Here is a 20,894-nt window from a genome sequence, read left to right as displayed (position 1 = left end):
TTTAGATAGCAGGACGCAAAATGGCCAGCGCTCATGAGTTTTCATTCAGCACGCTGAAGGGCGAGCCCTATCCGCTGGCGGCCTTAAAGGGGCGCGTGGTGCTGGTGGCCAACACCGCCAGCAAATGCGGCTTCACCCCGCAATACCAAGGCTTGCAGGCGCTGTGGGCGGAATATGGGCTGCGCGGGCTCACCGTCATCGGCGTGCCCTGCAATGATTTCGGCGGCCAGGAGCCGGGCGGGGCAGAGGAAATCGGCCAGTTCTGCCAGGCCAATTACGGCGTGGATTTCCCGATGATGGCGAAAGAGCACGCCATAGGCGAGGCGGCGCATCCCTTCTTCCGCTGGGTGGTGGCGCAGAAAGGTTTTCTGGCGAAGCCGCGCTGGAATTTCTACAAATATCTGCTCGGCCCGGACGGACAGCTGCTGGATTTCTTCATCTCCGCGACCAAGCCCGAGGCGCCGAAGGTCAAACGCGCCATCGCGCGCGCGCTCTTGCCCGGATAAATCGCCGGGGCCTATGTTCCGCGCGATCAAGAAAGGTTTTTCAGATGAGTTCTGCGCGTTTTGCCTTCATCAAGGCCTCCTGGCATGCCGATATCGTCGATCAGGCGCTGAAAGGCTTTCAGGAGCTGATCCCCGCCGCGCAGGTGGATGTGTTCAGCGTGCCCGGCGCCTTCGAGATGCCGCTGCTGGCGCGCGACCTGGCGCAGACCGGCCGCTACGCGGCGGTGGTGGCGGCGGCCTTCGTGGTGGATGGTGGCATTTACCGGCATGATTTCGTCGCCCAGGCGGTGGTGGATGGCTTGATGCGCGCCGGGCTGGATAGCGGCGTGCCGGTGATCTCGGTTTCGCTCACCCCGCATCACTATCAGGAAACCGCGCATCACAACGCCATCTACCAGGCGCATTTCGTCACCAAAGGCCAAGAGGCCGCGAAAGCGGCGCTGGCGATCACCGAGACCCGGGCAAGCCTGAAGTCCTGAAAATTTTCGCAGGGCGGCGGCGCCCAAGCTTCCTTGGTCGCGGCGCGGCGCTGGAAAGGCGCCGCGGGGTCGGGAGGTTTTTTCAAAAACGTCCCGAAAGCGTTTGGGGCGGTGGCAAAATCGTCAGACCAACCCAAACGCCGCCTCGATGATCCGCCGCGCCTCAGTCCAAAGCCCGTAGCGGTCAAACTCATCGCGCGTCGCCCAGGCCACCTCCAGCACATCATCCTGCGCCTTCGCCTCGCCGCCCTCATAGCGCGCCGCGAAATCCAAAATCGTATAGTGAAACTCAATCGCCCCCGCCGCGTCGCGATGGATCGAATCCACATGCCCGGCCAGCACCAGTGGCCCGCAGCGCAGGCCGGTTTCCTCGAATAATTCGCGCCGCGCGGTCTCCTGCGCCGTCTCGCCCAGCTCCTGCTTGCCGCCGGGCAGGGACCATAGCCCGGCCCCCGGCGGCTTGCCGCGTTTGACGAGCAGCACCTCATCGCCTTTGATGAGAACGATGCCGATGCCGATTTTCGGCGCGCTGGGATACTGGCTCATGTCCTGGATGATCTAGGGCTAATGCGGCGTCCCGCCAAATGCGAGGAGCTTGACGATGACCCGACCCGCTTGCATCCGCCATTGGCGCGACCTCGAGGATGCGGATGAAGCCGTCTATCCGGGCGATACGGAACTGATGAGCATTGGCGCGCCGCTGGCCCGCCAAATGGGGCTGACGCGGATTGCCATTCACCATGAAAGGCTGCCACCCGGGCGGCGCACCTCCTACCCGCACGCGGAAAGTGCCCAGGAAGAATTCGTGTTTGTGCTGGAGGGCACGCCGGATGTGTGGCTGGATGGGCATCTGCACCGGCTAGCCCCCGGCGATGCGGTGTCCTTCCCGCCCGGCACGGGTATCTGCCACAGCTTTCTCAACAACACGGGCGAGGAGGTGCGGCTCATGGTGATCGGCGAGCCGAACGGGCCGCAGAACCGCATCGCCTACCCGAAAAACCAGGCTTATCAAGCCTCGATCGGCGAGAGGGCCTGGAAGGACTGGCCAGCGCGTGAGCTGGGGCCGCATGACGGGAAGGCAAGGGGGGAATGATCCGTCATGCCTGGCCGCGAGACTGGGAGGCCGCGAAGGCGGATTATAGGGCGCAGGGCTTTGTCATTTTAAGCGGGCTGTATACGCCCGCCATGCTGGCCGGGTTTGCGGCGGCACTGACAAGGATCGAGGAGACCGCCGAAGCGCTGGCGGCGCGGCATGAGGGAAAGCTGGTGTTCGAGCGCGACCTGCCGGCGCATCGGCGCGATGGGATCGCCGATGTCGGCGCCGCTTTGTTTCTGGTCAATGATCTGGCGCTGTTCGCGACTTCGTTTCGGCCGTTTCACGAAACCTCAGGCCTGAAGCGTATTTTTTCAGACCTGCTGGGGCTGGATCAGCCGACGCTGCATTACACCAACGCCACCATCAAGCAGGCCCGCTTCGGCCGTGCGATTGCCTGGCACCGGGATTTTCCAAACCGTTATATCTGCCCGCCCGATGGGCGATATTTACGCCTGATGCTGTGCCTGGACGGCATGACGGACGAGTCCGGCGCCACGATGTTTTATCCCGGTTCGCAGTGCGAGGATGCGGCCGATGATGTGGCCGCCTACATGGCGGCGCATTCTGGCAGGCCAGTGGCGGCGGTGTGCGCGCCGGGGGATGTGGTGCTGATCCACCCGCGCGTCATCCATGGGGGCGGCATGAACCGCGCCGCGCGGCCCCGGCGCAACCTTATTCTGCAGGCGGGCTCGCCCGTGCCGGCTGAACAGCCGCGTGAGCAATTCACCGGGCAGGGGCTCGGCTAAGAGGCTGTTTGAAAATCCACTCTGGCGGCCGCCAAGCGGCGATTTTCTGCGCTCCGGTGCTCACTTACCTTAAGTACGCTGCGCGCCGGTGCTCGCAAATCACCACTTGGCGACTCACCATAGCGACTTTTGAAACAGCCTCTAACCCGCCTTCACCGTCTCAATCGCCTCGCGCTGATCGAACAGATTGAGCAAGATCCGCAAGGCCTGTCCGCGTTCACTCTCCAGCCTTGGGTCGCGCTGCAAGGTCATCACCGCATCCTGGCGCGCCATGGTCAGCAGATCGCCATTCTCCTCCGGGTCCGCCAGCAAATAGCCAGGCAGGCCGGACTGGCGGGTGCCGAGATATTCGCCCGCCCCGCGCATGCGGAAATCCTCATCCGAAATCAGAAACCCGTCCTCGGTATCGCGTAGGATGGAGAGCCGCTTGCGCGCCGTCTGGCCGATCTTGTTGTCGTGCAGCAGCAGGCAGAAACTCTTCGCCGCCCCGCGCCCCACCCGCCCGCGCAGCTGGTGCAGCTGCGCCAGCCCGAAGCGCTCCGCATGCTCGATCACCATCACATTTGCCTCCGGCACATCCACCCCGACCTCAATGACGGTGGTGGCGACCAGGATCGTCTTGCGTCCAGCGGCGAAATCCGCCAGTGCGGCATCGCGCTGCTCGGCCGGCATCTGCCCATGCGCCATCGCCACCGCCTCGCCAAACACGCCCTGCAGCTCGGCGAAGCGGATTTCGGCGGCGGTGATGTCCAACGCCTCGGACTCCGAGACCAGCGGGCAAACCCAATAGACCCGCCCGCCCGCCGCGATCGCCCGCGCAATCGCCTCGCGCAGCTTCGGCAACTCAGAGAGCCGGTGCATGGTGGTGGTGATCGGCGCCCGGCCCTTGGGTTTTTCAGTGATGCGCGAGACATCCATCTCCGCCCAATGGGTCAGCAGCAGCGTGCGCGGAATGGGTGTTGCCGTCATCACCAGCAAATCCGCGGCCTCGCCCTTTGCCCCCAACGCCAGACGCTGATCCACCCCGAAGCGATGCTGCTCATCGATCACCGCCAGCCCGAGATCGTGAAACGCCACGCTCTTCTGGAAAATCGCATGGGTGCCGATGATGATCTTCAGCGTGCCATCGGCCAGATCCTGCAAAATCGCCTTGCGCGCCGCGCCCTTCACGCTGCCTGTCAGCAGCGCCACCGGCACCGGGGAGAGGCGCTTGAAGGTCGCAAAATGCTGTTTGGCCAAAATCTCCGTCGGCGCCATCAGCGCCGCCTGCGCCCCGGCCTCCACCGCGCCCAGGCAGGCCAGCAGCGCGACCAGCGTCTTGCCGGAGCCGACATCGCCCTGCAGCAGCCGTCGCATCCGGTGCGGCGCGGCCATGTCCGCGTCGATCTCCTGCAGCGCCTGCAACTGCCCGGCGGTGGGGGGAAAGCCAAATTTCGCCAAGGCCCGCGCCCGCAGCCGGTTATCGCCACGCAGGCCGCGCCCGCTCTCGCGCCGCCGCCTGGCGCGCACCAGCGCAAAGGCAATTTGGCGCGCCAGCAGCTCGTCATAAGCCAGACGCTCACGCGGTGCCTTGCTTGGCACCTCCGCCGGCGCATGCAAGGCGCGCAGCGCCGCCCCAAAACCCGGCCAGCCGCGCTTGGCCAGAATGCTCGCATCCTGCCATTCGGGAAACTCAGGCAGCACCTCCAGCGCGCCCAGCACCGCCCGGCGCATCGTGCGTGGGGTAATCCCCGCCGCCAGCGGCCAGACCGGCTCGATCCAGGGAAATTCCGCCTCGCGGAACTGATGCGTCACCTGGTCCGGATGCGCCATCACCAGCCGGTCCTGAAACCGCTCCAGCTTGCCGGCGACAATCAGCTTCGCCCCCACCGGAAATTGCGACAGCCGGGCCGCGTGAAACAGCACGATCTCGCCAAAGCCGGTGCCATCGCCCATCACCACCCGCCAGGGCTGGCCCCTGCGCGCCGGCTGCTCATGGCTGACGATCTCCACCCGCAGCGTCGCCACCTGCCCGGGCTGGGCTTGCGCCAAATTCGGCGTCGCCCGCCGGTCCACATACTCCACCGGCAGATGGAACAGCACATCGCGCACGCTCTCCCCACCCACCAGCTTCGCCATCAATCCTGAAAGCCGGGCGCCGAGGCCGGGCAATGTGGCCAGCGAAGCGCGCAAGGGCAGCAAAAATTCCATCGTCACGGGCTTAACTCTTGGCCAAACCAACCCTATACCGCAAGCCGTCATGACCGAAGATGAACACGCGTCCCTGGATACACGCCGCAAACGGCTGCTCTACCGCGCCAATCACCGCGGCACCTATGAGAACGACCTGATGATCGGCGGCTTCGTCAAAGCCCGAATCGCCGGCATGTCCGAGTCCGAACTCGACGAAATCGAAGCCGTCATGGAATTCCCCGACGCCGAACTCGCCGACTGGCTCACCGGCCGCAAACCCATCCCCGCCCACGCCGACAGCCCCATGCTCCGGCGCATCCGCGAAGCGGCCCTGAACGGGATATGAGGCTATCTGTCTTCGTTACCCCAGGGGGCTCTGCCCCCTGGACCCCCGCTAAGGGACGCAGTCCCTTAGGATCCCATCAGTTCGGGTCTGTGGAAGGGAGGGCCGGCTTGGTGCCGCTCTCAGCGCAGGCCTTGGTATGGCCCTCCCTTCCACAGACCCGGGCGGGTTCCAAGGGCGAGCCCTTGGCGGGGGGGTCAGGGGGGCAGCGCCCCCCTGAGACAACGGAGACAATTTGCCCATGATCCCCGTTTACGGCGCGCCGGAAGGCGTGGATGCGTTGGTGCTGGTGCGTCGGCTGGGTGAGCATGACGGGCCGGTTTTGCATGTGGCGCGGGATGATGCGCGTTTGGCGGCGTTGGCGGAGGAGATCGGGTTTTTCGGGCCTGAGATCGAGGTGATTGCGCTGCCGGCCTGGGATTGTTTGCCTTACGATCGGGTTTCTCCGAATGGCGGGATTGTCGCGGAGCGGATTTCGGCGCTGAGCCGGCTGCAGGCGGAGCCGGGCAAGAAGCGGATTGTGCTGACGACGGTGAATGCGGCCCTGCAGAAGGTGGCGCCCCGCAGCGCGCTGGCGGGGGCGGGGTTGAGCCTGGCCAAGGGCGAGCAGGTTTCGCTCAGCGATGTTGCCAGCTTCCTGGAGGCTGATGGCTATCGGCGCACCGGGATGGTGATGGAAGCGGGCGAGTTCAGCTTACGCGGCGGCATTCTGGACGTGTTCCCGGCGGGTGCGGCGCAGCCTGTGCGCATCGACATGTTCGGGGACGAGATCGAGAGCCTGCGGCATTTCGACACGGAAACCCAGCGCTCCGGCGAGGCGCTGCCGCGGCTGGATTTCCACCCAGCCTCGGAACTGCCGCTGGACAGCGCCTCGGTGGCGCGGTTTCGCACCAACTGGCGGGAATTGTTCGGGCCGAAGGCGGTGGAGGATGCGCTTTACGTATCCATCTCTGAGGGGCGGCGCCATCCTGGGGCCGAGCATTATCTGCCGCTTTTCACCGAGGCGATGGAGACGGTCTTCGATTATCTCCCCAACGCTTCCGTCAGCCTGGACCACCAGGCCGAGGCGGCGGTGGAAGCGCGCTTTGAGCTGATCGCCGACCATTATGCCGAGCGCCGGCTACCGCCGCGCCCTGGCGAGCCGATTTTCCGGCCGATCCCGCCGGGGATGCTGTATCTGGACCGCGAGGCGTGGGAGGCGGCTTTGGCCAAGGGGCCATGCTTTGCCTTCTCGCCCTTCACCAAGCCGGATGGCGGGGCGGCGGGCATCGAGATTGGCGGCCGCCCGGCGCCGATCCTCACCGGCCAGCAAATTCCGGCCTTCGAGGCGCTGGGCGAGCTGAAAACCAAATGGGCGGAGAGCGGGCGCACCATCCTGCTCGCTGCCTGGAGCTTTGGCTCGCGCGAACGGCTGACGCTGATGCTCAAGGAGCACGGCGTCGGCCCGGTGCGCCCGGTGGTCTCGGCGGACGAGGCCCGGGCCTTGCCGCCGGGCACCATCGCGCTCGCCGTGCTGCCGCTGGAGCGTGGCTTCATCACGGACCGTCTGGCGGTGGTGGCGGAGCAGGATCTGCTCGGCAGCCGCATCGCCCGCCCGCCGAAGCGCAAACGCCGGGCCGACCAATTCATCGCGGACGCTACCGAGATCGAGGCTGGGGATCTGGTCGTGCACCAGGATCACGGCATTGGCCGCTATGAGGGGCTGGAGACGGTCACCGTCAACGGCGCCGCGCATGATTGTTTGAAGCTGATCTATGATGGCGGGGACAAGCTGTTCCTGCCGGTTGAAAATATCGACCTGCTCTCGCGCTTCGGCCAGGAGGGCGACGGGGTTACGCTGGACAAGCTGGGCGGCGCCTCCTGGCAGGCGCGCAAGGCCAAGGCGAAGAACCGCATTCAGGATATGGCGGCCGGGCTGATAAGGCTGGCGGCCGAGCGCAAGATGCGCGAAGCCCCGCTGCTCGCCGCCGATGACGGCGCCTTCGCGGAATTCTGCGCCCGCTTCCCTTATACCGAGACCGAGGACCAGGCGAAGGCGATCGCCGATGTGATGGAGGATTTCGCCAGCGGCCGGCCGATGGACCGGCTGATCTGCGGCGATGTCGGTTTCGGCAAGACAGAGGTGGCGCTGCGCGCCGCCTTCATCGCGGCGATGGCCGGCTCCCAGGTGGCGGTGGTGGTGCCCACCACGCTGCTGGCGCGCCAGCATTTCCGCTCCTTCTCCGCCCGCTTCGAGGGGCTGCCGATCAAGGTGGCGCAGCTTTCCCGGCTGGTGACGGCGAAGGAGGCCGCGCAGGTGAAAGCCGGTCTGGCTTCGGGCGAAATCTCAATCGTCGTCGGCACTCACGCGGTCATGGCGCAGGGGATTTCCTTCTCGGATCTCGGGCTGCTGATCGTCGATGAGGAGCAGCATTTCGGCGTGAAGCACAAAGAGCGGCTGAAAGAGCTGAAGGCCGATGTGCATGTGCTCACCCTGACCGCCACGCCGATCCCGCGCACGCTGCAGCTCGCCCTCACCGGGGTGCGTGACCTGTCGCTGATCACCACCCCGCCGGTGGACCGGCTGGCGGTGCGCACCTTCATCATGCCGTTCGACAGTCTGGTGATCAAAGAAGCCATCGCCCGCGAAAGATTCCGCGGCGGGCAGATTTTCTGCGTGGTGCCCAGGATCGAGGATCTGGAGCCGATGGCGGTGCGGCTGCGCGAGATCGTGCCGGAGCTGCGCACGGTGATGGCCCATGGCCGTCTGGCGCCGACCGAGCTGGAACGGGTGATGACCGCGTTCGGCGAGGGCAAGTACGATGTGCTGCTGGCCACCAATATCGTGGAATCCGGCCTCGACATGCCGGCGGTGAACACGTTGATCATCTACCGGGCGGATATGTTCGGCCTGGCCGGGCTGTATCAGCTGCGTGGCCGCGTCGGGCGGGGCAAGCAGCGTGGCTATGCCTATCTCACCTGGCCGCCGCATCACCGGCTCTCGGCGGCGTCCGAGAAGCGGCTGGAGGTGATGCAGACGCTGGACACGCTGGGGGCGGGCTTTACGCTGGCCAGCCATGATCTGGATTTGCGAGGTGCTGGCAATCTGCTCGGCAATGAGCAATCCGGCCATATCCGCGAGGTCGGCATCGAGCTCTATCAGCAGATGCTGGAGGATGCGGTGAATGATCTGCGCGCCCAGAACAAGGAGGCGCAGAAGGTGGAGCGGGATTGGACGCCGAACATCAATCTCGGCCTGCCGGTGCTGATCCCCGAGACCTATGTGGCGGATCTGCCGATCCGGCTGGGGTTGTACCGGCGCATTGGCGGGCTTGGCTCGGATGCCGAGAGCGAGGCGCTGGCGGCGGAGCTGGTGGACCGGTTCGGACCGGTGCCGCAGGAGGTAGAAAATCTGCTCTCGGTGGTGGCGCTGAAGCGCGCCTGCCGTGAGGCGAATGTGGAGAAGCTGGATGCCGGGCCGAAGGGCATGGTGATCAGCTTCCGCAAGAATGATTTTTCCAATCCGGCCGGGCTGATCCGCTGGATCGGCACCAAAGGCGGGCTGGTGAAATTGCGCCCGGACCAGAAGCTGGCGATGGTGCGCGACATGGATGTAAGTGCCCGCATGGCCTATGCCCGCGACTTGCTCTCAAATCTGGTCAAGCTGGTGAAAACCCCCGAGGCCTAAAAGAGCAAAAGTTTTTAAGGGGCGTAGGCGGCCAAGGTTCCGCCGCTGCGTAAGCAGCGGTGGAAAGCCGCCGGAGGGCTGGGGGGATTTTTACAAAAATCCCCCCAGGCTTTCTCCCTTATAGCGTCTTCCAATAGGCGGCAGCGCAGCTCACCACGCTCGGCGTATTCGGATGCTCTGCCGCCTGCTTCTGCTGCTCGCCCTCGCCGGTGGCGAAGCTCTGCCCGACCGAATTGATGAGGTTATGCACCGGGCCGTTGGACGTACCGGTAATGTTCTGCGCCGTCTGGCTGACATTATGCTTCTCCAGCGCCTGACAGACATTGGTGCTGCCGCCGGCGGCCATCGGCACCCCGAAGAAGATCACCAGCACCACGACGATGATCCCGATAATCCCGATCCCTGCTTTCATATTTCGTTCTCCTGAATGTTTAAGAAGAAGCGCCAAGTGACTGGCGCGCCTAAGCTTCAGGGATTTGGGGCGCGGGGCGGGGGAGGCAATTAAAAATGTTCTGACAATGGCGTTAACCAGGGGGGTTAACCAGGGCGGCGTTAACCCGCCTTCAGCGCACCGCCATTTTGGAAAACAGATTGATCACCAGCACCCCCGCCATGATCAGCGCCATGCCAGCCACGCCCGGCCAGTCCACCGGCTGGCGGTAATAGAAAAACCCCACCCCGGCGATGAGGATGATGCCAAAGCCGCACCAGAGCGCGTAGGCATAGCCAAGCGGGATCACCTTCACCACCTGCGAGAGCATGAAAAAGCTGATGCAATAGCCGACCAGTACGAGGATAGACGGCCCCAGCCGGGTGAAACCGGCACAGGCTTTCAATGCCGAGGTGGCGGTGACCTCAGAGAGGATCGCGATCGCCAGAAAGAGATAGGCCAAGGCTCAGAAATCCGAGCAGCGGCCATTCTTCTCCCAGTCGCCATAACGGGTCGGCTCCGGCCCGGTCGGGCCGCCGATCTCTTTCGGCAGTTTCGGAGCCTCGGGCTTTTTCGGGGTCTGCGCCGCGGGGGCGGGTTTGGTGTCTTCCATGCCCGGCAATGTAGGCGATCCGCCGGGGAAGGGAAGGGGATTGCGGCTACTGGCCGGGTTGCACGCCGGCCTGCATGATCCGCTGCTGGTCGAGCTGGCGCCAGGTGGCGTTGGCCGGGGCGCTGGCGAGCGATTGCTTGAACAGCCCCAAGGCTTCCGGGGTGATGGCACCGGCCTGCTCGCTCAGCGCCTCCGCAAGATAAGCCTCGCCCTGGCTGGCATCCGCGGTGCCCGGCTTCACGCTGGCCAGATGCGCGCGCAGCAGCGCGATCAGCTGGGCCAGCTTCGCCTGCGCCGACTCCTGTTGCGCCAGCCACTTCGCATGCGGCTCGGAGGGAACATTCCAGGTGGCATCTGGAAGATAGAGCGAGAACGCCCCTAGTGGCAGCGCCAGAGTGGCGACAATCAGCAGCACCTTGGCGCTGCCGCCTTTCGCGGTGGCGGGGAAGGCATCCGCCGCCAGCACCCGGCGTTCGATTTCCAGCCGCGCGCCATCATGCTCGGCGCGGCTGATACGGCCATCGGCGAGGTCGCGCTCCAGCTCCACCAGCTGGGCGCGGTGCAGCGCCAGGGCCGCGTCGCGCCGCTCCGGCAGGTTGCGCGGGGCGCGCAGGGTCAGCAGCAGCGGCAGCGAGAAAGCCAGCGCCAGCAGCGCCATATAGATCAGGATCATTTCAGCAATTCATCCAGCCTGGCCTGCTCGGCCTGGCTCAGCGGGGCGGTGGCGGGCTGGCGGGCGCGCCGGCCGAACCAGACCGCGAAAAAACCCAGAATCAGCGCGATAAAGGGCGAGGCGTAGAGCAGCCAGGTCAGCGGCGAGATCGGCGGTTTCAGCAGCACGAAAATGCCGTAGCGCTGGACCATGTAATTCATGATCTGCTTGTTCGGCACGCCCTGCACCACCTGCTGGCGGATGATCACCCGCAGCTGATGCGCCAGCTTGGCGGAGGAGGCCTCGATGCTCTCATTCTGGCAGACCAGGCAGCGCAGCTGGTCGCCCACCGCCTCGGCCCGCTTTTCCTGGGCGGGGGTGAGGGTGACGCCGTCGCGCACCACCATATCCTGCCCCAGCGCCAGACCGGGCAGCAGCAGCAGCGCCAGCAAAATGCGCGGCGCTCTCATGAATATTTCCGGAATAGCGGCATCAGCTGGCTGTCGACCACCTGCTGGGTCAGCGCACCGGGATAGCGCCAGCGCACGATGCCGGTCTTGTCGATGAAATAGGTCTCCGGCACGCCGTAAACCCCCCAATTGATCGCGGTGAGCCCCGAAGCGTCGGCGGCGATGCGCTGATACGGGTTGCCGAACCTGGCCAGATAATCGGCGGTGGCGTCCGGCTGGTCCTGATAGGCGATGCCCCAGATGGTGATGCCGCTGGCCGCCAGCTTGGCCAGCATCGGCGTCTCCTGCTGGCAGGGCAGGCACCAGCTGGCGAACCAGTTCACCAGCATCGGCTTGGCGGGCGCTTCGATATCAGTGTTGGCGAAGCCCTGGGCGCCATTGGTGCCGGGCAGGGTGAAGGCCGGCGGGCGCTTGCCGATCAACGGCGAGGGCAGGGCGTGCGGGTCGTAATCATCCACCTGCATGCGGCGCAGGATGGTGTAGAATCCGGCCCCGCCCGCCACCACGACAGCAAGCGGCACCCCGAACAGCAAACGCCGACGCAAAGGCGACATCAGGCCGCCGCCCCTTTCGGCAGGCGCTTGCGGTTGGGCGCGCCGACGCGCAGCCGCCGGTCGGAGAGCGAGCAGAACCCGCCGAGCGCCATGATCAAGCCGCCAAACCAGATCAACGGCGCGCCGGGATGCCAGTTCAACCGCAGTTCCGCGCCGCCATTCTGCTCATCGGCAAAGACCACATAGAGGTCCTGCAGCCCGTTTGTGTGGATGGCGGCATCGTTGGTGGTGGTGCCCTGGGCGGTGAAGATGCGCCGGGCCGGGTGCAAGGTGAGGAAGGTATGGCCGCCTTCGCCGATGCTGACATCCGCGACGCGCTGGGAATAATTCGGCCCCGGCGCATCGTGAATATCCTGAAGCGTCCAGCTATAGCCGCCAAGCTGGGTCGATTGGCCGGGCTTGAGCACCACGACACTCTGCTGCGCCAGCGTCATCCCGGCGATGCCGAGCACGGACACGCCAAAGCCGATATGCCCCAGCGCCGCCCCAATCGCCGCGCGCGGCAGGCCGAACAGCCGCCCCAGCGCCTGGCCGAGCGGGGCGCGGAACAGCCGGATGCGATCCGCGAGATCGGTGAGGCCGGCCATCACCACCCAGGCGCCGCCCGCCAGCCCGAGGGCGGCGATCAGATGCTTGGTGGCGGTGAGGATGATCAGCACCAGCACAGCGATGCCGCCGGCCAGCCACAGGCGCTGCAGCACCGGCAGCATGTCCGCGCGTTTCCAGCGCAAAAGCGGCCCCACCCCCATCGCCAGAATGATCGGCCCGGCCAGAGGCAGCACCGTCTGGTTGAAGAAGGGCGCGCCGACGGAGAGCTGAATTCCGAACAGCAGATTGGCGAAAGGCGGGTAGAGCGTGCCGGTGAACACCACCGCGGCAATGGCGCAGAGGAAGATATTATTCAGCACCAGCGCGCTCTCACGGCTGATCGGCGCATAGATGCCGGCCCCGGCCAGAATCGGCGCGCGGATCGCAAAGAGCAGCAGCGAGCCGCCAATGGTGACGCCGAGCAAAGCCAGAATAAACAGCCCTTGATCAGGTGCCGCCGCGAAGCTGTGCACGGAATTCAGAATGCCAGAGCGCACCAGGAAGGTGCCGGAGAGCGAGAGCGAGAAGGTGGCGATGGCCAGCAGCACCGTCCAGGCCTTCAGCGCCTCGCGCTTCTCGACCACGATGGCGCAATGCAGCAGCGCGGTGCCGGTGAGCCAGGGCAGCAGCGCAGCATTTTCCACCGGGTCCCAGAACCAGTACCCGCCCCAGCCTAGCGTGTAATAGGACCACCAGCTGCCCAGCGTGATGCCGGCGGTGAGGAAGCACCAGGAGATCAGCGCCCAGGGGCGCACCCAGCGGCCCCAGGCGGCGTCGATCCGCCCTTCCAGCAGCGCCGCGATGGCAAAGGCGAAAGCGACCGAGAAGCCGACATAGCCGGTGTAGAGAACCGGCGGATGGAAGGCCAAGCCGGGGTCCTGCAGGATCGGGTTCATGCCGGCCCCCTCCAAGGGCGGCGGCCAGATGCGGGTGAACGGGTCCGAGACCGACAAGGTAAAGAGCAGGAAGCCGCAGGAGACCAGACCCAGCACGCCGAGCACGCGGGCGCGCAAGGTGGCGGGAAGCTGCCGCCCGCCCAGCGCCACGGCGGCGCCGCAGAGCGACAGGATCAGGCACCAGAGCAGGATCGAGCCGTCATGATTCCCCCAGACCCCGGTGATGCGATACATCAGCGGCACGATCGAGGAGGAGAAATCCGCGATATTCTCGACCGTGAAATCCGAGACCACGCCGGCCCAGACCAGTGCCAGGAAGGACAAGGCAATGGCGGTGAAATGCAGCAGCGTCAGCACCGGCGCCGCCGCCAAGGCGCGCGGGTCCTTCAGCGTCGGGCCGATGATGCCGATAATGCCCTGCACGCAGGCCAGCACCACCGCCATCGCCAACAGAAAATGGCCGAGTTCGGGGATCATGTGCCGCTGCCTTTCACTTTCATGTCGTTCCAGGCGCTGGCATTGGGCGGCGGGCCGAAGCGCGGGTCCCATTCGCCGCTCTTCTTCAGCTCCTCCTCGACATCCTTGGGCATGTAATCGGCGCCATGCTTGGCCAGCACCTCATCGGCCACAAAAACGCCGTTCGGGCCCATCGCGCCGATGGTCACCACACCCTGGCCCTCGCGGAACAGGTCCGGCAGCACGCCGGTGAAGGTCACCGGCACGGCGGCGCGGCCATCGGTGATGGCGAAGCTGGTGGTCGGCTTGTCGCCGGAGAGTGTGGTCTTCACGCTGCCCATCTCGACGATGCCGCCCAGCCGGAAGCTCTGCCCCGGCGCCGGGGCCTTGGCCACCACCTGGCGGGGCGAGAGGAAATAGGTGAGGGAGGAGGAGAAGGCCGCCAGGCTCAACGCCACCGCGCCGCCCAAACACACAAGACTGGCCAAAACGAGATAAAGCCGCCGCTTTTTCGGAGCCCGCATGGTTAGAGCTGTTCAGCCTGGGCCAGACGCGCCCGCGCCCGGCGCAGCCGCGCGAAGGTCAGCCAGGCGGCGCCGATCAGGAACACCACCGTCACCCCATAGGCCCCGTTGATGAAGGGCCAGACATTGATGCTCTGCAGTGCAGCGGGGTTCATGGCGCGCGCTCCGCGGCGGCGCGCAGCAGGGCGGTGGTCTTGCGCTCAGAGATCGCCGCCGACATCCGCGCCACCACCATGGTGATGAAGGTAAGATAGAAGCCCACAGAGGCGATCAGCAGCGGGTAGAGCATGGTGATGTAAATCTTCGAGCCACCGGTGATCGAGATCGTATTGCCCTGGTGCAGCGTGTTCCACCATTGCACCGAGAACACGATGATCGGCAGGTTCACCGCCCCGGCCAGCGCCAGAATGGCGGCGGCGCGATAGGCATGGGCCTTGTTGTCGAAGGCGCGGATCAGCGCGATATGGCCGAGATAGAGGAAGAACAGGATCAACACCGAGGTCAGCCGCGCATCCCAGACCCAGTAGGCGCCCCACATCGGTTTGCCCCAGAGCGAGCCGGACACCAGGCAGACAGCGGTAAACCCCGCCCCCACCGGGCCGATCTCCTCCGCCGCGATATCCGCCAGCGGATGCCGCCAGACCAGCGAGAGGAAGGAGCAGAAAGCCAGCGCCGCATAACCCGCCATCGCCACCCAGGCGGCGGGGACATGCACATACATGATCCGCGCCGCATCGCCCTGCTGCCAGTCCGCCGGCGCGAACCAATAGCCCCAGACGATGCCGGTGACTGTCAGGATCAATGCAAAGCCGGCAAGCCAGGGCAAAGTGGGCCGGGCCACGCGCTGAAATCGCCCGGGATTGGCGAAATAGTGAAACCAGCCGCCGCTTCGCGCGGAATTGGCCGTCGAGAGGGCGCTTTCCTTCATGTGGAAGTACTTACGACTTGTTCAGGTGAATTTGAAGCGTTGTGAAAATTGGTTACACTCGCCCCCCATGCAGTATTGGCTTGTGAAATCTGAACCGGACGCGTTTTCCTGGGCGCAGCAGGTGGAAAACGGCATCGAACCCTGGACCGGGGTGCGCAACCACCTGGCCAAACGGCATCTGAAGGAGATGCGCAAAGGCGATCTCGCCTTCTTCTACCATTCCAATATCGGCCGCGAGATTGTCGGCATCGTGAAAGTCGCGCGCGAGGCCTATCCAGACCCGAGTGCTGAGAGCGGCGACTGGGTCTGTGTCGATATGCAGGCGGTGAAGCCTTTGAAAACCCCGGTCACCCTTGCGGCGATCAAGGCCGACCCCAGATTCCAGGATCTGGCCCTGCTGAAATATTCGCGGCTGTCGGTCGCTCCGGTGGGGGCCGAACATTGGGCCATGCTGTGTGAGATGGGAGGGGTGAAATGAGCGCTTATGCGGTTCTGGCCGGTGGCTGTTTCTGGTGCCTGGAGGCGGCCTATGATTCGCTGGTGGGGGTGGGCAAGGTGCAGTCCGGCTATGCTGGCGGGCATGTGGACCATCCCAGCTACAAGCAGGTCTGCAGCGGCAGCACCGGCCATGCGGAGGTGGTGCGGGTGGAATATGACCCTTCGGTGATTTCCTATGAGGACCTGCTGCGGGTGTTCTTCACCATCCATGATCCGACGACGCTGAACCGGCAAGGCAACGATATCGGCACGCAATATCGCTCGGCGATTTTTTATGTGGACGCCGCGCAGAAGGCGGCCGCGGAGGCGGCGATCGCGGAATTCACGCCGGTCTGGGGCAGGATCGTCACCGAGGTGACGGAGCTTGGCAAATTCTGGCCCGCCGAGGCGGAGCATGAGGATTATTTCGAGCGTAATCCCGGCTCTGGCTATTGCCAGGCGGTGGTGGCGCCGAAAATCGCGAAGCTGCGCAAGAGCTTCCGCGACCGCCTGAAGAAACCTGACTAAACCACAAAAATTTAGGGTGGGGAGCATGAACTCTCCACCCTTTTGCAATCAGAGCTGCGCTGCGGCGTACTCGTAATTCGCCAGCTTGTTCAGATAGTTGGTGATGTAGTCCGGACGGCGATTGCGGAAGTCCAGATAGTAGGAGTGCTCCCACACATCCAGGCCCAGCAGCACCTTGCCTTCGCCGGTGGCGAGCGGGTTGGAGCCGTTCGGGGTCTTGGTGACCTTCAGCTTGCCGTCAGCGGCCAGCATCAGCCAGGCCCAGCCGGAGCCGAACTGGCCGACGCCGGCGGCCTTGAAGGCCTCCTTGAAGGCGTCGACGGAGCCGAAATCCTCGACCAGCTTGGTCTCCAGCTTGCCGGGGATCTTGCCGCCATTCGGCGCCAGATTTTCCCAGAACAGGATATGGTTCCAATGCTGGCCGGCATTGTTGAAGACCGGCGCCAGGTCCGGCTTGTTGTAGGAGAGCTTGACGATCTCCTCGAGGGACTTGCCCTGCAGGTCGGCGTTCTTCTCGACGAAGCCGTTCAGCGCCGTCACATAGGCCTGATGGTGCTTGCCGTGATGCAGCTCCAGGGTTTCCTGGCACATGCCGGCCTCGGCCAGCGCATTGGTGGAATAGGGGAGGGAAGGCAGTTCAAACGCCATTGTGGATTACTCCAATTTGTTTCGCCGCGTCGATTAGCTATGGAGTGATCATGCCTGCGTCAAGCGATGAAAGCCTTTTATCCCGCCTGCGCCGGGTCGATCCGGACCGGCATTTCGCAACCCTCTTTGCCCCGCCTGAGATGCGGGAGAGGCTTTGTCTTTTATATCTTTTCAACCATGAGCTGGCCCGCGCCCGGGAGGTGGCCAGCAACGCGATGCTGGCGCTGATCCGGCTGCAATGGTGGCGCGAGGTGGTGGAGGGCAGCGCCAAGAAACATGAGCTGGCGACGCCGCTGCTGGCGGCGATCGAGGCCGGGCTGCTGCCCCGTGACGGGCTGCTGGCGCTGGTGAATGCGCGCGAGAGCGATGCGGATGACGAAATTCCGGATCTGCCGGCGTTTCTGGCCTATGCGCGCAACACGGGCGGGCGGCTGGCGCGGGTAGCGGGACAAATGCTCGGGCAGGATAGTGCCGCGATCGAGGATCTCGGCACCGCTTACGCGATTTCGGGGATTTTGCGGGCGGCGCCGTTTCTGGCCCGCCAGGAGCGTTCGTTGCTGCCGGCGGATGGCACGCCGGTTGCGCGTTTGCGCCAGGAGGCGCTGGGGCTGCTGGACGCAAAGCCGCCGCGCGGGGCGTTCGCGGCCTGGGCGCCGGCGGCGTTTGTAAGGCGGGATCTATGGCGCGATTATGCGCCGCGCGATGTCTGGGACAGGTTGGCGGTATTGCGGGCGCTGATGCGCGGCAGGGCCTGAAATTGGCAAAAGTTTTTTGGTGCCGCTTTTTTTCAAAAAAGCGGCGAAAGCGGTGGGGGCCGTTTCCAAAAAGCCTAAGGCCGCCAAATTTTGGTCTCTTTAAGGGGCGGGGCGCAGCGCCTCGCCGGTCAGCCTCTCGGCAACCTCCCAGAGCCGGCGCCCGGCTTCCGGGTCCAGCGCCTGCGGTTCGGATTTCGCCGGGCCGGGCGGGCCCTTGCATTCGAACAGATGGCGCGGCCCATAATAATTTCCCTCACGGGCATAAGGGTCGATGCAGGCCAGGATCAGCGGCCAGGCGCCGGCCTCGCCGGATTGCTGGATGAAGGGGCGGCGAGCTTCTGCAGCCAGGCGATGCGGCTGCCCGCGCCCGGCCCGTTGGCGACCAGCTCGGTCGCCGCGATGCCCGGATGGGCGGCGAGCGAGAGCGCCCCCCAGCCCCCGGCGGCGGCACGCCGTCCCAGCTCATGCGCGAAGATCAGGCAGGCGAGCTTGCTTTGCCGGTAGGCGTTCCAGGGATGGTAGCTGGTCTCGGATTGCAGATCGTCCCAGGCCATCCTGCCCTGGCGATGGGCGATGGAGGACACCTGGATGATGCGCGGGGCGCGCGCCGCCAGGATCGGCTCCAGCAGCAAGGCGGTGAGCAGATAATGGCCGAGGAAATTCACGCCGAATTGCAGCTCGTAGCCCTGCGCCGTGGTCTGGCGGGTGGGCGGGGCCATCACCCCGGCATTGTTGAGCAGAATATCCAGGCAGCCATGGCGTTCCTTCACCCGCGCGGCGAAATCCCGCACCGAGGCGAAGTCCGAGAGGTCCAGCTTCTCCAGCTGGGCGCGGCCGGGGGCGATGGCCTCGATCCGCGCCAGCGCCGCCGCGCCACGCGCAGGGCTGCGGCAGCCGAGGATCACATTCGCCCCGGCCCGGGCCAGCTCCAGCGCCGCGTAATAGCCGATGCCGCTATTCGCCCCGGTGACGATGGCCAACCGGTCGTTCAGCTTCGGCATATGGGCGCCGGGCCACAGGCTCATTGATCCCTCCGTATGGTTAGCCGTGCAGGAGCGTCGCCGCCTGCACCGCATGGTAGGTGAGAATGCCGGAACAGCCGGCGCGCTTGAAGCACATCAGCGCCTCCATCATCGCCTTGTCATGGTCGATCCAGCCATTGCGGGCGGCGGCCTCGATCATCGCGTATTCGCCAGAGACCTGATAGGCGAACACCGGCACGCCGAACGCCTCCTTCACCCGGCGGATGATGTCCAGATACGGCATGCCGGGCTTGACCATCACCATATCCGCACCCTCGGCAATGTCCATCGCCACTTCGCGCAGCGCCTCGTCTGAATTGGCGGGGTTCATCTGGTAGGTCTTCTTGTCGCCCTGCAGCGCGCCCTGGTTGCCCAGCGCGTCGCGGAACGGGCCGTAGAAGGCGGAGGCGTATTTGGCGGCGTAGCTCATGATCCGGGTATGGATATGGCCCGCCTGGTCCAGCGCCTCGCGCAGCGCCTTGATGCGGCCATCCATCATGTCCGAGGGGGCGATGAAATCGATCCCGGCATTGGCCTGGTTCACCGCCTGTTTGGCGAGAACCTCCACGCTTTCGTCATTCGCCACATAGCCATCGCGCAGCAACCCGTCATGGGCGTGGTCGGTATAAGGGTCGAGCGCGACATCGCCGACCAGCGCGAAATCCGGGAATTCCTTCTTCAGCAGCCGGGCGGCGCGGCAGATCAGGTTTTCCGGGTTCAGCGCCTCGCTGCCCTCGGGGTTTTTCAGCTCAGCCGGGGTGACGGGGAACAGCGCCAGGGCGGGGATGCCGAGCTTTGCCGCCTGCTCCACATGCCTGGCCAGGCCATCCAGCCCGACGCGGAATTGCCCCGGCATCGCCTGCACCTCGACCGGCTCGCCGCCGCCCTCGCGGATGAAGATCGGCCAGATCAGATCATCGACGCTGAGGCTGTGCTCGGCCACCAGCCGGCGGGTGGCGGCATCGAAACGGTTGCGGCGCAGCCGCGTCAGGGGGAAATTTTGTCCAAGCATGACAGGCTTGTAGCCCAAAGCCACGCGGCACGCGACGGCTGATCGCGCTCATGGCTGGGCTGCGGGCGGTGCCAGCGCGCAAGGCGATCTGTGGAAAAACGGAGATGCGAAACGGTTTGTTAAAGTTTATAATACGAGTCGTCAGATAAAGCGGATTGTACGGTTCGCGTAAGGGTTGAGTCGACGGGGGTTGGCGAAGGCGGAATGTCGGACAGCATGATGCAGTATCGCGGGCCGGAGGAGGTGCTGGCCGCGCTGTTCGCCCAGGCCTTCGCTGGCGGCGCCGCGAAATTGCCGGCCGGGCTGAGCCGGGCTGATCTACGCGCGGCTTTGGCGCTGGAGCCTGCCGCCCAGGCGCGGATTTACGAACAGATCAGGCAGCATTTCCGGGCCGCGCCGGCGCCTCGGGCGGCGGTTGCGGTGATGCCGCGCCGCCCCATCGGACAGAGGCTGGCGGGCCTGGGCGCGGCGTTGGTCACGGCCTGTCTGGTGCTGGCGACGATCGCGCATCGCCAGCCTGTGCCAACCCCCGTGCTGCGCCCCGCGCCGGTGGTGGCGGTGGTGCCGACGCGGCTCGCCCCGCTGCCGCCCCCGCCGCCCGCGGCGGTGCCGGTTGAGTCCGTGGCCAGCCTGCTGGCGCGGGCGGGGCAGAATGGCGCGGCGCTGGCGCGTCTGCAAAGCCGGGCGGCGACCGGCGAGCAGCAGGCCGCCTTCGCGCTGGCCAGCTTGCTGGACCAACGCAAGACCCAGGACGAGATCACCTTGCCGAAGGACGATAAGGCCGCCTTTGGCCTCTATTTGCAGGCGGCGCAGGCGGGCAATGTCCAGGCCGAATATGAGGCCGGGCGCTTCTATGAAAGCGGGCGCGGCGGCGTGCGCGATGCGGCGCTGGCCACCGCCTGGTACCGCGCCGCGGCGCTGAGCGGCTACGCCCCGGCGCAGACCAGCCTCGGCCTCGCTTACCAGACCGGGCTAGGCATCGCGCGGGACAATGCCCAGGCGGCGCACTGGTTCGCCCAGGCCGCCGCGCAGAAGGACCCTGCGGCGCAGACCGATCTCGGCTATCTTTACCTTTACGGCCAGGGTGTTGCGAAGGATACCGGGCGGGCGGTGGCGCTGTTCGGACAGGCGGCCAGCGCGCAATATGGCCCCGCTTTTCTGGCGCTGGGCTATTGCGCCGCGCAGGGGCTGGGCATGGCACAGGATGTGCCGCAGGCGGCGCGGGATTTCCTGCTCGCGCAGCAGGAGGGCGTGCCCCAGGCCAAGGCCGCCATCGCCATGATCACGCCTTCCAAAAATTGAACCGCCGCGCCGTTGCGGCAGGCATGAAAA

25 protein-coding genes are annotated in these 20,894 nt (G+C 65.5%); 10 read left to right on the top strand and 15 right to left on the bottom strand.

Annotated features, from left to right (window positions below; translation table 11 throughout):
• The first annotated feature begins 20 nt into the window (after positions 1 to 20).
• Positions 21 to 506, top strand: a complete 486-nt coding sequence (locus ACZ46S_RS03745; protein WP_464063414.1) for a glutathione peroxidase — start codon at positions 21 to 23, stop codon at positions 504 to 506.
• Between the two features lie 44 nt (positions 507 to 550).
• Positions 551 to 985 carry a 6,7-dimethyl-8-ribityllumazine synthase gene (locus ACZ46S_RS03740; protein WP_464063413.1) on the top strand — a complete coding sequence of 145 codons (435 nt, stop codon included), beginning with the start codon at positions 551 to 553 and terminating at the stop codon, positions 983 to 985.
• A 123-nt stretch (positions 986 to 1,108) separates the two neighbouring features.
• Here ACZ46S_RS03740 and ACZ46S_RS03735 read toward each other — a convergent pair whose 3' ends face one another.
• A complete protein-coding gene (locus tag ACZ46S_RS03735) occupies positions 1,109 to 1,531 on the bottom strand; it encodes an NUDIX hydrolase (RefSeq protein WP_464063412.1) in 423 nt (140 codons plus the stop codon).
• Between the two features lie 55 nt (positions 1,532 to 1,586).
• Here ACZ46S_RS03735 and ACZ46S_RS03730 point away from each other — a divergent pair, with 55 nt between their 5' ends.
• Together ACZ46S_RS03730 and ACZ46S_RS03725 are read left to right on the top strand one after the other, a co-directional pair.
• Entirely contained in the window at positions 1,587 to 2,078 is a 492-nt protein-coding gene (locus ACZ46S_RS03730; RefSeq protein ID WP_295743391.1) for a cupin domain-containing protein, read from the top strand.
• Positions 2,075 to 2,827 (top strand): phytanoyl-CoA dioxygenase family protein, encoded by a 753-nt coding sequence (locus tag ACZ46S_RS03725; RefSeq protein ID WP_464063411.1) that lies wholly within the window; start codon positions 2,075 to 2,077, stop codon positions 2,825 to 2,827. Before ACZ46S_RS03730 ends, ACZ46S_RS03725 begins: the two co-directional genes overlap by 4 nt.
• Positions 2,828 to 2,968: 141 nt before the next feature.
• Here ACZ46S_RS03725 and recG read toward each other — a convergent pair whose 3' ends face one another.
• Positions 2,969 to 5,017, bottom strand: a complete 2,049-nt coding sequence (recG, locus tag ACZ46S_RS03720; RefSeq protein WP_464063410.1) for an ATP-dependent DNA helicase RecG — start codon at positions 5,015 to 5,017, stop codon at positions 2,969 to 2,971.
• A 49-nt stretch (positions 5,018 to 5,066) separates the two neighbouring features.
• Between recG and ACZ46S_RS03715 the strand changes: the two genes are divergently transcribed.
• A complete protein-coding gene (locus ACZ46S_RS03715; RefSeq protein ID WP_008493117.1) occupies positions 5,067 to 5,345 on the top strand; it encodes an FAD assembly factor SdhE in 279 nt (92 codons plus the stop codon).
• Between the two features lie 238 nt (positions 5,346 to 5,583).
• Positions 5,584 to 9,009, top strand: a complete 3,426-nt coding sequence (gene mfd / locus ACZ46S_RS03710) for a transcription-repair coupling factor (RefSeq protein WP_464063409.1) — start codon at positions 5,584 to 5,586, stop codon at positions 9,007 to 9,009.
• A 118-nt stretch (positions 9,010 to 9,127) separates the two neighbouring features.
• Here mfd and ACZ46S_RS03705 read toward each other — a convergent pair whose 3' ends face one another.
• From ACZ46S_RS03705 to ccmC, 10 genes are all read right to left on the bottom strand, one after another.
• Positions 9,128 to 9,421: a hypothetical protein gene (locus ACZ46S_RS03705; protein ID WP_295743384.1), complete on the bottom strand. Its 294-nt coding sequence runs from the start codon at positions 9,419 to 9,421 to the stop codon at positions 9,128 to 9,130.
• 151 nt (positions 9,422 to 9,572) lie between these two features.
• Entirely contained in the window at positions 9,573 to 9,902 is a 330-nt protein-coding gene (locus ACZ46S_RS03700) for a DMT family transporter (protein ID WP_464063408.1), read from the bottom strand.
• Positions 9,903 to 9,905: 3 nt separating this feature from the next.
• Complete coding sequence (locus ACZ46S_RS03695) at positions 9,906 to 10,052, bottom strand: DUF1674 domain-containing protein (protein WP_234729757.1); 147 nt, start codon at positions 10,050 to 10,052, stop codon at positions 9,906 to 9,908.
• Between the two features lie 46 nt (positions 10,053 to 10,098).
• Complete coding sequence (gene ccmI / locus ACZ46S_RS03690) at positions 10,099 to 10,725, bottom strand: c-type cytochrome biogenesis protein CcmI (protein WP_464063407.1); 627 nt, start codon at positions 10,723 to 10,725, stop codon at positions 10,099 to 10,101.
• Entirely contained in the window at positions 10,722 to 11,174 is a 453-nt protein-coding gene (locus ACZ46S_RS03685; RefSeq protein WP_464063406.1) for a cytochrome c-type biogenesis protein, read from the bottom strand. Before ACZ46S_RS03685 ends, ccmI begins: the two co-directional genes overlap by 4 nt.
• Positions 11,171 to 11,728 carry a DsbE family thiol:disulfide interchange protein gene (locus tag ACZ46S_RS03680; RefSeq protein WP_464063405.1) on the bottom strand — a complete coding sequence of 186 codons (558 nt, stop codon included), beginning with the start codon at positions 11,726 to 11,728 and terminating at the stop codon, positions 11,171 to 11,173. Before ACZ46S_RS03680 ends, ACZ46S_RS03685 begins: the two co-directional genes overlap by 4 nt.
• Positions 11,728 to 13,689, bottom strand: coding sequence for a heme lyase CcmF/NrfE family subunit (locus ACZ46S_RS03675; RefSeq protein ID WP_464063404.1), 1,962 nt, complete (start codon positions 13,687 to 13,689; stop codon positions 11,728 to 11,730). Before ACZ46S_RS03675 ends, ACZ46S_RS03680 begins: the two co-directional genes overlap by 1 nt.
• Positions 13,686 to 14,192: a cytochrome c maturation protein CcmE gene (gene ccmE / locus ACZ46S_RS03670; RefSeq protein WP_295743366.1), complete on the bottom strand. Its 507-nt coding sequence runs from the start codon at positions 14,190 to 14,192 to the stop codon at positions 13,686 to 13,688. The genes ACZ46S_RS03675 and ccmE overlap by 4 nt, the downstream gene beginning before the upstream one ends.
• Before the next feature lie 2 nt (positions 14,193 to 14,194).
• Positions 14,195 to 14,347, bottom strand: coding sequence for a heme exporter protein CcmD (gene ccmD, locus ACZ46S_RS03665; protein ID WP_295743363.1), 153 nt, complete (start codon positions 14,345 to 14,347; stop codon positions 14,195 to 14,197).
• Complete coding sequence (ccmC, locus tag ACZ46S_RS03660) at positions 14,344 to 15,120, bottom strand: heme ABC transporter permease CcmC (RefSeq protein ID WP_464063403.1); 777 nt, start codon at positions 15,118 to 15,120, stop codon at positions 14,344 to 14,346. The genes ccmD and ccmC overlap by 4 nt, the downstream gene beginning before the upstream one ends.
• 67 nt (positions 15,121 to 15,187) lie before the next feature.
• Between ccmC and ACZ46S_RS03655 the strand changes: the two genes are divergently transcribed.
• A complete protein-coding gene (locus tag ACZ46S_RS03655; protein WP_464063402.1) occupies positions 15,188 to 15,598 on the top strand; it encodes an EVE domain-containing protein in 411 nt (136 codons plus the stop codon).
• Positions 15,595 to 16,125 carry a peptide-methionine (S)-S-oxide reductase MsrA gene (gene msrA, locus ACZ46S_RS03650; RefSeq protein ID WP_464063401.1) on the top strand — a complete coding sequence of 177 codons (531 nt, stop codon included), beginning with the start codon at positions 15,595 to 15,597 and terminating at the stop codon, positions 16,123 to 16,125. Before ACZ46S_RS03655 ends, msrA begins: the two co-directional genes overlap by 4 nt.
• 48 nt (positions 16,126 to 16,173) lie before the next feature.
• On the opposite strand, the gene ACZ46S_RS03645 is transcribed toward msrA, so the two are convergent.
• A complete protein-coding gene (locus ACZ46S_RS03645) occupies positions 16,174 to 16,773 on the bottom strand; it encodes a superoxide dismutase (protein WP_464063400.1) in 600 nt (199 codons plus the stop codon).
• A gap of 50 nt (positions 16,774 to 16,823) precedes the next feature.
• Between ACZ46S_RS03645 and ACZ46S_RS03640 the strand changes: the two genes are divergently transcribed.
• Complete coding sequence (locus ACZ46S_RS03640; protein WP_464063399.1) at positions 16,824 to 17,528, top strand: squalene/phytoene synthase family protein; 705 nt, start codon at positions 16,824 to 16,826, stop codon at positions 17,526 to 17,528.
• A gap of 284 nt (positions 17,529 to 17,812) precedes the next feature.
• Here ACZ46S_RS03640 and ACZ46S_RS03635 read toward each other — a convergent pair whose 3' ends face one another.
• On the bottom strand, positions 17,813 to 18,553 hold the full coding sequence (locus tag ACZ46S_RS03635; RefSeq protein ID WP_464063398.1) for an SDR family NAD(P)-dependent oxidoreductase: 741 nt from the start codon (positions 18,551 to 18,553) through the stop codon (positions 17,813 to 17,815).
• Between the two features lie 16 nt (positions 18,554 to 18,569).
• Positions 18,570 to 19,562 (bottom strand): porphobilinogen synthase, encoded by a 993-nt coding sequence (gene hemB, locus ACZ46S_RS03630; protein WP_464063397.1) that lies wholly within the window; start codon positions 19,560 to 19,562, stop codon positions 18,570 to 18,572.
• A gap of 204 nt (positions 19,563 to 19,766) precedes the next feature.
• Here hemB and ACZ46S_RS03625 point away from each other — a divergent pair, with 204 nt between their 5' ends.
• Positions 19,767 to 20,864 (top strand): tetratricopeptide repeat protein, encoded by a 1,098-nt coding sequence (locus ACZ46S_RS03625; RefSeq protein ID WP_464063396.1) that lies wholly within the window; start codon positions 19,767 to 19,769, stop codon positions 20,862 to 20,864.
• Positions 20,865 to 20,894 lie beyond the last annotated feature (30 nt).

This window comes from Acidocella aluminiidurans (assembly GCF_055383125.1).
This window is presented reverse-complemented; position numbering and strand designations above follow the sequence as displayed.

What these genes read in the sequence shown, in the direction of transcription:
- ACZ46S_RS03745 (WP_464063414.1), top strand. Translation starts at nt 21, where the DNA reads ATGGCCAGCGCTCATGAGTTTTCATTCAGCACGCTGAAGGGCGAGCCC.
- ACZ46S_RS03740 (WP_464063413.1), top strand. Translation starts at nt 551, where the DNA reads ATGAGTTCTGCGCGTTTTGCCTTCATCAAGGCCTCCTGGCATGCCGAT.
- ACZ46S_RS03735 (WP_464063412.1), bottom strand. Translation starts at nt 1,531, where the DNA reads ATGAGCCAGTATCCCAGCGCGCCGAAAATCGGCATCGGCATCGTTCTC.
- ACZ46S_RS03730 (WP_295743391.1), top strand. Translation starts at nt 1,587, where the DNA reads ATGACCCGACCCGCTTGCATCCGCCATTGGCGCGACCTCGAGGATGCG.
- ACZ46S_RS03725 (WP_464063411.1), top strand. Translation starts at nt 2,075, where the DNA reads ATGATCCGTCATGCCTGGCCGCGAGACTGGGAGGCCGCGAAGGCGGAT.
- recG (WP_464063410.1), bottom strand. Translation starts at nt 5,017, where the DNA reads ATGGAATTTTTGCTGCCCTTGCGCGCTTCGCTGGCCACATTGCCCGGC.
- ACZ46S_RS03715 (WP_008493117.1), top strand. Translation starts at nt 5,067, where the DNA reads ATGACCGAAGATGAACACGCGTCCCTGGATACACGCCGCAAACGGCTG.
- mfd (WP_464063409.1), top strand. Translation starts at nt 5,584, where the DNA reads ATGATCCCCGTTTACGGCGCGCCGGAAGGCGTGGATGCGTTGGTGCTG.
- ACZ46S_RS03705 (WP_295743384.1), bottom strand. Translation starts at nt 9,421, where the DNA reads ATGAAAGCAGGGATCGGGATTATCGGGATCATCGTCGTGGTGCTGGTG.
- ACZ46S_RS03695 (WP_234729757.1), bottom strand. Translation starts at nt 10,052, where the DNA reads ATGGAAGACACCAAACCCGCCCCCGCGGCGCAGACCCCGAAAAAGCCC.
- ccmI (WP_464063407.1), bottom strand. Translation starts at nt 10,725, where the DNA reads ATGATCCTGATCTATATGGCGCTGCTGGCGCTGGCTTTCTCGCTGCCG.
- ACZ46S_RS03685 (WP_464063406.1), bottom strand. Translation starts at nt 11,174, where the DNA reads ATGAGAGCGCCGCGCATTTTGCTGGCGCTGCTGCTGCTGCCCGGTCTG.
- ACZ46S_RS03680 (WP_464063405.1), bottom strand. Translation starts at nt 11,728, where the DNA reads ATGTCGCCTTTGCGTCGGCGTTTGCTGTTCGGGGTGCCGCTTGCTGTC.
- ACZ46S_RS03675 (WP_464063404.1), bottom strand. Translation starts at nt 13,689, where the DNA reads ATGATCCCCGAACTCGGCCATTTTCTGTTGGCGATGGCGGTGGTGCTG.
- ccmE (WP_295743366.1), bottom strand. Translation starts at nt 14,192, where the DNA reads ATGCGGGCTCCGAAAAAGCGGCGGCTTTATCTCGTTTTGGCCAGTCTT.
- ccmD (WP_295743363.1), bottom strand. Translation starts at nt 14,347, where the DNA reads ATGAACCCCGCTGCACTGCAGAGCATCAATGTCTGGCCCTTCATCAAC.
- ccmC (WP_464063403.1), bottom strand. Translation starts at nt 15,120, where the DNA reads ATGAAGGAAAGCGCCCTCTCGACGGCCAATTCCGCGCGAAGCGGCGGC.
- ACZ46S_RS03655 (WP_464063402.1), top strand. Translation starts at nt 15,188, where the DNA reads ATGCAGTATTGGCTTGTGAAATCTGAACCGGACGCGTTTTCCTGGGCG.
- msrA (WP_464063401.1), top strand. Translation starts at nt 15,595, where the DNA reads ATGAGCGCTTATGCGGTTCTGGCCGGTGGCTGTTTCTGGTGCCTGGAG.
- ACZ46S_RS03645 (WP_464063400.1), bottom strand. Translation starts at nt 16,773, where the DNA reads ATGGCGTTTGAACTGCCTTCCCTCCCCTATTCCACCAATGCGCTGGCC.
- ACZ46S_RS03640 (WP_464063399.1), top strand. Translation starts at nt 16,824, where the DNA reads ATGCCTGCGTCAAGCGATGAAAGCCTTTTATCCCGCCTGCGCCGGGTC.
- ACZ46S_RS03635 (WP_464063398.1), bottom strand. Translation starts at nt 18,553, where the DNA reads ATGAGCCTGTGGCCCGGCGCCCATATGCCGAAGCTGAACGACCGGTTG.
- hemB (WP_464063397.1), bottom strand. Translation starts at nt 19,562, where the DNA reads ATGCTTGGACAAAATTTCCCCCTGACGCGGCTGCGCCGCAACCGTTTC.
- ACZ46S_RS03625 (WP_464063396.1), top strand. Translation starts at nt 19,767, where the DNA reads ATGTCGGACAGCATGATGCAGTATCGCGGGCCGGAGGAGGTGCTGGCC.